Here is a 6,833-nt window from a genome sequence, read left to right as displayed (position 1 = left end):
ACGGCGGGCCGGTGCGGGCGCCGCTGACGGACCTCAAGCCCCACGAGATGCAAGAGCTCAAGGCGCTGATTGACAAGCTCGGGCCGCAGTAAGCGCGGTCTGCGGATTCATTCCTTTCCTCATCCACCCCCCGAGGCCCCGCAGAGGGCCTGCCATCACTACTTTCGGAGACACCCTCATGTTCGTTGCCAAGAAACTGTTGCTTGTTGCTGCCGCCTGTGGCCTTGCCTTTGCCGCATCTGCGCAGACCGCCGCGCCAGCTGCTGCCACCTGGCCCGATAAACCCGTGACCATCGTCGTGCCGTTCCCGGCCGGCGGTTCCACCGACATGGTGGCCCGCGCCATGGCCCTGCACATGGGCGACAAGTTGGGCCAGAACTTCGTGGTGGACAACCGCCCGGGTGCCACGGGCACACTGGGCGCGGGCATGGTCAAGCGCGCGCCAGCCGATGGCTACACGCTGCTGGTGTCGTCGCTGGGTGCCTTTGTCGTGGCGCCGCACCTGCTCAAGAGCGTGCCATACGACGCCCTCAAGGACTTTGACTACATCACCGTGCCCGTGCAGGCACCCAACGTGCTGGTCGCAGCCCCCGGACAGAAGGCGCGCACCGTGAAGGAGGTGATCGCCCAGCTCAAGGCCAACCCGGGCAAGGTGAGTTTTGCCAGCTCGGGCAACGGCTCGTCAGACCACCTTTCTGCCGAAGTGTTCTGGCAGCAGAGTGGCACCGAAGGCCTGCACATTCCCTACAAGGGTGGCGCACCGGCCATCAACGATCTGCTGGGCGGGCAGGTGGAGTTCTCGTTCCAGAACGTGAACGCCGTGTTGCAGCACATCCGTGCGGGCAAGCTGCACGCCATCGCTGTGACGGGCGACAAGCGCAGCCCTGTGCTGCCGGATGTACCCACGCTGGCCGAAGCGGGCGTGGCCGGTGCTGAGGTGTACTCCTGGCAGGGCATGGCCGCACCCAAGGGCCTGCCGCCTGCACTCAAGAAGAAGCTCGCGGACGCCGCCATCGCAGCCATCAACGACCCTGCCGTGAAAAAGCGCATGCTGGACCAGGGCCTGGAGATTGTCGGCAGCACGCCCGAAGCCTTCACCGCCTACCAAGCGCGCGAATTCGCCCGTTGGAAGACCGTGATCGAGACCCGAAAAATCACCGCGGATTGAGCCCTGCCACGAGGCGCCGGGCGCGCCTCATCCTCGTTTTCTGACCACCATGACCAACTCTTCCAATCCATCTGCCACCAGCACCCCCGTTATCACCGAGCTGCGCGTGGTGCCTGTGGCGGGCCACGACAGCATGCTCATGAACCTTAGCGGCGCGCACGGTCCATTCTTCACGCGCAACCTGCTCATCCTGCGTGACAGCGCGGGCAACACAGGCGTGGGTGAAGTACCCGGCGGCGAGAAGATCCGCCAGACCATCGAAGATGCGCGACCGCTCATCGTGGGCCAGCCCGTGGGTCACCACAACGCCGTGCTCAATGCCATGCGCGCCCAGTTTGCCGACCGCGATGCGGGCGGGCGTGGCCTGCAGACCTTTGACCTTCGCATCACCATCCACGCCGTGACCGCGGTGGAGTCGGCCTTTCTCGATCTGCTGGGCCAGCACCTGGGCGTGCCCGTGGCCGCGCTGCTGGGCGACGGCGTGCAGCGCACATCGGTGCAAATGCTGGGCTACCTGTTCTATGTGGGCGACCGGGCAAAGACCGATCTGGCCTACCGCACCGAGCCCGGCGCCGACAACGACTGGTTCCGCCTGCGCAACGAAAAGGCCATGACGGCTGAGGGCATCGTGCGCCTGGCCGAGGCCGCTTACCAGCGCTATGGCTTTGCTGACTTCAAGCTCAAGGGCGGTGTGCTGCGTGGCGAGGAAGAGGTCGAGGCCATCCGCGCGCTGCACGAGCGCTTCCCCGAAGCGCGCGTGACGCTGGACCCCAATGGCGGCTGGCTGTTGAAAGACGCCATCCGCCTCACGCGCGACCTGCATGGCGTGATGGCCTATGCCGAAGACCCCTGCGGCGCAGAAGGCGTGTTCTCGGGCCGCGAGGTGATGGCCGAGTTCCGCCGCGCCACCGGCCTGCCCACCGCTACCAACATGGTGGCCACCGACTGGCGCGAAATGGCGCACAGCCTGGCGCTGCAGTCGGTGGATATTCCGCTGGCAGACCCGCATTTCTGGACCATGGCCGGATCAGTGCGTGTGGCGCAGATGTGCCAGGCCTTCGGCCTGACCTGGGGCTCGCACTCCAACAACCATTTCGATGTTTCTCTGGCCATGTTCACCCACGTGGGCGCCGCTGCCCCGGGCCGCGTGACCGCGATCGACACGCACTGGATCTGGCAGGACGGCGAGCGCCTGACGAAGCAGCCGTTCCAGATCAGGAATGGGTTCATTGACCTGCCCGAGAAGCCCGGTCTGGGGGTGGAGCTGGACATGGACGAGGTTGAGCGCGCCCATCGCCTGTACCTGCAGCACGGCCTGGGGGCCCGCGACGATGCGATTGCGATGCAGTACCTGATCCCCGGCTGGAAGTTCAACAACAAGTCACCTTGCATGGTGCGCTGAGGTGGTTCCAAAACACAAAGCCCTCCAATGGAGGGCTTTGTGTTGGGGCAGGGCAGGGGATCAGGCCATCCGGTCTTCCGCCCGTCGCCGGGGCAGCTGGCGCTTGACGGATGGGCGCTGCAGGCGCTGCTTGGGGTCCACGCCTTCGGGCAGGCTGGTGGCACGCTGCAGTTGCAGGTGGGCCACCAGGCCGCCGGTGCTGGAGTTGGCCAGCGCAAAAATGCCGCCCATGCGCTGCACCGTCTTGTCCACAATCGACAGCCCCAGGCCTGCACCCGCCGCTGCCGTGCGCGCCGAGTCGCCCCGGAAGAACGGCTTGGTGAGGTTGGACAGCTGCTCAGGCGGCACGCCAGCGCCGTGGTCGCGCAACTTGATCAGCACCCAGTTTTCGCGGCTCTTGGCGGCGATGTCCACGTTGGTGATGCCTGTGTCCTCGTTCTTGCCGTAGCGCCGGGCGTTTTCCAGCAGGTTGGAGATCACACGGGCCAGTTCCACCTCGTCTGCCAGCACGTTCAGGTCCTCAGGCACCGCCATGGTGATCTGCAGCTCGCGGTGATCCTGCACCGCATACACACACGACGACACCACTGCGTGCAAATTCACCGGGGTCAGCGTGACGTGGTCCGGCCGCGCGTAGTCCAGAAACTTGTCGATGGTGGCGTCGAGCTGCACGATGTCGGCCACCATGTGCTCGCGGGCCACTTCGTCGGTCACGCTCATTTCCGTTTCCAGCCGCAGGCGCGCCAGCGGCGTGCGCAGGTCGTGTGAAATGCCCGCCAGCATCACGGCGCGGTCCTGTTCCAGCTTGGCCAGCTTTTGGGCCATGCGGTTGAAGCCGATGTTCACCTCGCGGATTTCGCTGGTCACCACTTCTTCGTCGAGGTGGCTGGCGGCAAAGTCACCGTCTTTGACGCGGTTGGCCGCATAGGACAGCTGCTTGAGCGGGCGGTTGATCAGCCGGGCAATGGCTGCGGCACCGGCCAGCGACAGCGCGGCGGCCGTGATCAGCCAGATCAGCCAGGTGCGTCCCCCTGCCGGGCTGAAGCGCGAGCGGTCCATCAGCAGCCAGTTGGGGTCGCCGTTGATGTTGAAGCCGACCCACAGGCCGTTTTCCCCGTTCACGCTTTGCGCCACGATGGTGTCCGGGCCCAGGCGCATGGTCAGCTCGTCGGTCAGGCGGTTGCCCAGGGCCGTCGGGTCGAGCAGTGCGTACTTGTCCTTGGGCTCGCGCGGCAGGATGCGCACCCCCTCCTGGTCGGCCATGGTCTTGATCAGCGACACGCGCGCGATGGCGTCGGAGTGCACCAGCGCGGCGCGGCTCAGGTTGACCAGCGATGCAATCTGCTGCGCGGTCTGCAGCGTGCGCGGTTCAAACTCCAGCGCGCGCAGGGTCTGCAGCCACGCCAGGATGCTGCCCACAAGCAGCAGGGCCAGCAGAAAGAACGTGCGCCAGAAAAGGTTCAGACCGACGCGCGCACGCTGTTCCCGCGCCCGCCGAATGGCCTCCAGCGGGGCAGGGCTGGTGGCGTCGGAGGGGGCGGTGACAGACTTGCGGGACGAAGATCTTGGCTTGCCCTCAGTGTTGGCCATGAACTATCAGCTCGTTCCGTCCGGCACAAACACGTAGCCCACGCCCCAGACCGTCTGGATGTAGCGGGGCGCTGCGGCGTCCACTTCCACCAGCTTGCGCAGGCGAGAGACCTGCACGTCCAAGCTGCGGTCGAAGGGCTCGAACTCGCGGCCGCGGGCCAGCAGAGCCAGCTTTTCGCGCGACAGGGGCTGGCGCGGGTGGCGCACCAGGGCCTTGAGCATGGCGAATTCGCCGGTGGTCAAAGGCAGTTCTTCGCCATTGCGCTGCAGTGCGCGCGTGCCCAGGTCGAAGGTGAAGGGGCCAAAGGTGACGACTTCGTTGTCGCCCGAGGGGGCGCCTGGGGCTTCCTGGGCGGGGCGGCGGCGCAGCACGGCGTGGATGCGGGCGAGCAGCTCGCGCGGGTTGAAGGGCTTGCCCAGGTAATCGTCGGCGCCCACTTCCAAGCCCACGATGCGGTCCACGTCCTCGCCTTTGGCAGTGAGCATGATGATAGGAGTGCGGTCGTTGGCGGCGCGCAGGCGGCGGCAGATCGACAAACCGTCTTCGCCAGGCATCATCAGGTCCAGCACGATGATGTCCACCGTCTCGCGCAGCAGCAGGCGGTTGAGGGCCTTGCCGTCTTCGGCAACCATGACTTCAAAACCCTCTTGGGTGAGGTAGCGGCGCAGCAGGTCGCGGATGCGGGCGTCGTCGTCCACTACCAGAACTTTGTCGGTGCGATTGGGTGTTGTGGCCATGTTGATCTCAAGTCCAATTTGTAACAGAGCCAATTCTGACCAGTTGGAACGCCGAAGTTCGGGTTTGGAGGCCGGGTTTGACCAACTGTTACAAGTTTTGCCCAGCTTCGCACCTCGTGCGACATGGCGTTGTCAAGGGCGTAGCGCACTGCGGTTAAGGTGGTGCCCCGCACCCCTGGCAACCGGGGCGTGCACCAATGACAAGGACCGTGTGATGATGAAAAAAACTACCAAATTGATAGCTGCCAGTGCACTGATCGCCTGCGCAAGCGCCGCTTTTGCCCAAAATACACCGGCCCCTGAGCTGCGCAACGTGGTGCAGCTGTCGGCCACGGGCACGGTGGAGGTGCAGCAAGACCTGCTGGTGCTTAACCTTGCCACCAGTAAAGAGGCCGCCGATGCCGCTACCGTGCAAACCCAACTCAAGCAGGCGCTGGATGCTGCACTGACCGAGGCCAAGCGCAATGCGCAGCCCGGACAGCTGGACGTGCGCACCGGTCCGTTCGGGCTGTACCCGCGCTACGGCAAGGACGGCAAGATCAACGGCTGGCAGGGCCGGGCGGAACTGGTGCTGGAGGGCCGTGACTTCGCGCGCATCACGGCCACCGCCGGCAAGATTCAGACCTTGGCGATCAGCCAGGTGGCGTTTGGCCTGTCGCGCGAGGCCCGCGCCAAGGTGGAGTCCGAGGCCCAGACCCAGGCCATCGAGCAGTTCAAGGCCCGTGCGGCCGAACTGGCCAAGGGCTTTGGATTTGCGAACTACAGCCTGCGCGAAGTGGCGGTGAACAGCAATGAAATGTCGCCCGGCCCCCGGCCCCGCATGATGGCAGCCGAGGCCAAGGCGGCGTCGTTCTCGGACTCAGCCGTGCCGGTGGAAGCGGGCAAGGCCCAGGTCACGGTGAACGTGTCGGGCTCGGTGCAGATGCGCTGAGGCCTCTGAGCTCCCTGAGTCGCTGGGTGTGCCCTGTTTGAAATAAAAACGGCTGCAAGCGCTAGTGCAATAAGCGCTGGCAGCTATCAAAAGCAGAGCGATTGCTCAGAGCCGGCTTACTGAGCAGCCCAGCCGCCGTCCATGTTCCACGCCACGCCACGCACGTTGTTGGCGGCGGGGGAGCAGAAGAACACGGCCAGCTCGCCCAGCTCTTCGGGCGTGGTGAACTGCATCGAAGGCTCCTTCTCGCCCAGCAGCAGCTTCTTGGCTTCTTCATTGGAGATGCCGTGTTCGGCGGCCTTGGCGTCCACCTGCTTTTGCACCAGTGGCGTCAGCACCCAGCCGGGGCAGATGGCGTTGCAGGTCACGCCGGTGGTGGCGTTCTCCAGCGCGGTGACCTTGGTCAGGCCCACGATGCCGTGCTTGGCGGCCACATAGGCGGACTTCTGGGCCGATCCCACCAGGCCGTGCACCGACGCCACATTGATGATGCGGCCCCAGTTGGCGCTCTTCATCGCGGGCAGGGCCAGGCGCGAGGTGTGGAAGGCACTGGTCAGGTTGATGGCGATGATGGAGTCCCAGCGTTCGACGGGAAAGTTCTCCACATTGGCCACGTGCTGGATGCCTGCGTTGTTGATCAGGATGTCCACGCGGCCAAACTGGCTGGCGCTGTACTTCATCATGTCTTCGATGTCGGCCACACGGCTCATATCTGCGCCGTGGTAAGCCACCTGGGCGCCCGCAGCCTCGCCAGCTGCCAGCACCTCGGCGCGGGGGGCATCCACATCGCCAAAGCCGTTGAGCACGATGTTGGCGCCCTGGCGCGCCAGGGCCTTGGCGATGCCAAGACCAATGCCGCTGGTGGAGCCGGTGACGAGGGCAGTTTTGCCTTTCAGCATGGGAGTCTCTCCGAATGAATTACGATGCGACGACAAGAAAAAGTCGGCACTCAGGGGCAAGCGATGGGTGCCAACGACCACAGCATTATCGAGCGCTGCCCCCGG

6 protein-coding genes are annotated in these 6,833 nt (G+C 65.1%); 3 read left to right on the top strand and 3 right to left on the bottom strand.

Going from position 1 to position 6,833, the window contains the following annotated elements; all coding sequences use genetic code 11:
- The first annotated feature begins 178 nt into the window (after nt 1-178).
- Both ASD75_RS14635 and gudD read left to right on the top strand, forming a co-directional pair.
- Nucleotides 179-1,168, top strand: a complete 990-nt coding sequence (locus ASD75_RS14635; RefSeq protein ID WP_056746655.1) for a tripartite tricarboxylate transporter substrate binding protein — start codon at nt 179-181, stop codon at nt 1,166-1,168.
- Between the two features lie 49 nt (nt 1,169-1,217).
- Nucleotides 1,218-2,570: a glucarate dehydratase gene (gudD, locus tag ASD75_RS14630; protein WP_056746653.1), complete on the top strand. Its 1,353-nt coding sequence runs from the start codon at nt 1,218-1,220 to the stop codon at nt 2,568-2,570.
- 60 nt (nt 2,571-2,630) lie between these two features.
- Here the strand turns inward: gudD and ASD75_RS14625 are convergent, their stop codons facing one another.
- Nucleotides 2,631-4,160, bottom strand: coding sequence for a sensor histidine kinase (locus ASD75_RS14625; protein WP_056064216.1), 1,530 nt, complete (start codon nt 4,158-4,160; stop codon nt 2,631-2,633).
- 6 nt (nt 4,161-4,166) lie between these two features.
- Nucleotides 4,167-4,898 (bottom strand): two-component system response regulator OmpR, encoded by a 732-nt coding sequence (ompR, locus tag ASD75_RS14620; RefSeq protein ID WP_015014739.1) that lies wholly within the window; start codon nt 4,896-4,898, stop codon nt 4,167-4,169.
- A gap of 217 nt (nt 4,899-5,115) precedes the next feature.
- Between ompR and ASD75_RS14615 the strand changes: the two genes are divergently transcribed.
- Nucleotides 5,116-5,829, top strand: coding sequence for an SIMPL domain-containing protein (locus ASD75_RS14615; protein WP_056746745.1), 714 nt, complete (start codon nt 5,116-5,118; stop codon nt 5,827-5,829).
- 116 nt (nt 5,830-5,945) lie between these two features.
- Here the strand turns inward: ASD75_RS14615 and ASD75_RS14610 are convergent, their stop codons facing one another.
- The gene (locus tag ASD75_RS14610; RefSeq protein WP_056746652.1) at nt 5,946-6,728 is read right to left on the bottom strand and encodes a 3-hydroxybutyrate dehydrogenase; all 783 of its coding nucleotides are present in this window, start codon (nt 6,726-6,728) and stop codon (nt 5,946-5,948) included.
- Nucleotides 6,729-6,833 lie beyond the last annotated feature (105 nt).

Origin of the sequence: Acidovorax sp. Root568, from assembly GCF_001427445.1 — a bacterium.
GTDB classification, from domain to species: domain Bacteria; phylum Pseudomonadota; class Gammaproteobacteria; order Burkholderiales; family Burkholderiaceae_C; genus Acidovorax; species Acidovorax delafieldii.
Note: the sequence above shows the minus strand (reverse complement) of the source record. Positions and strands in the feature narration are given on the sequence as shown.

Excerpts from the sequence above, each read along its gene's own strand:
- ASD75_RS14635 (WP_056746655.1), top strand. The coding sequence starts at position 179 with ATGTTCGTTGCCAAGAAACTGTTGCTTGTTGCTGCCGCCTGTGGCCTT.
- gudD (WP_056746653.1), top strand. The coding sequence starts at position 1,218 with ATGACCAACTCTTCCAATCCATCTGCCACCAGCACCCCCGTTATCACC.
- ASD75_RS14625 (WP_056064216.1), bottom strand. The coding sequence starts at position 4,160 with ATGGCCAACACTGAGGGCAAGCCAAGATCTTCGTCCCGCAAGTCTGTC.
- ompR (WP_015014739.1), bottom strand. The coding sequence starts at position 4,898 with ATGGCCACAACACCCAATCGCACCGACAAAGTTCTGGTAGTGGACGAC.
- ASD75_RS14615 (WP_056746745.1), top strand. The coding sequence starts at position 5,116 with ATGAAAAAAACTACCAAATTGATAGCTGCCAGTGCACTGATCGCCTGC.
- ASD75_RS14610 (WP_056746652.1), bottom strand. The coding sequence starts at position 6,728 with ATGCTGAAAGGCAAAACTGCCCTCGTCACCGGCTCCACCAGCGGCATT.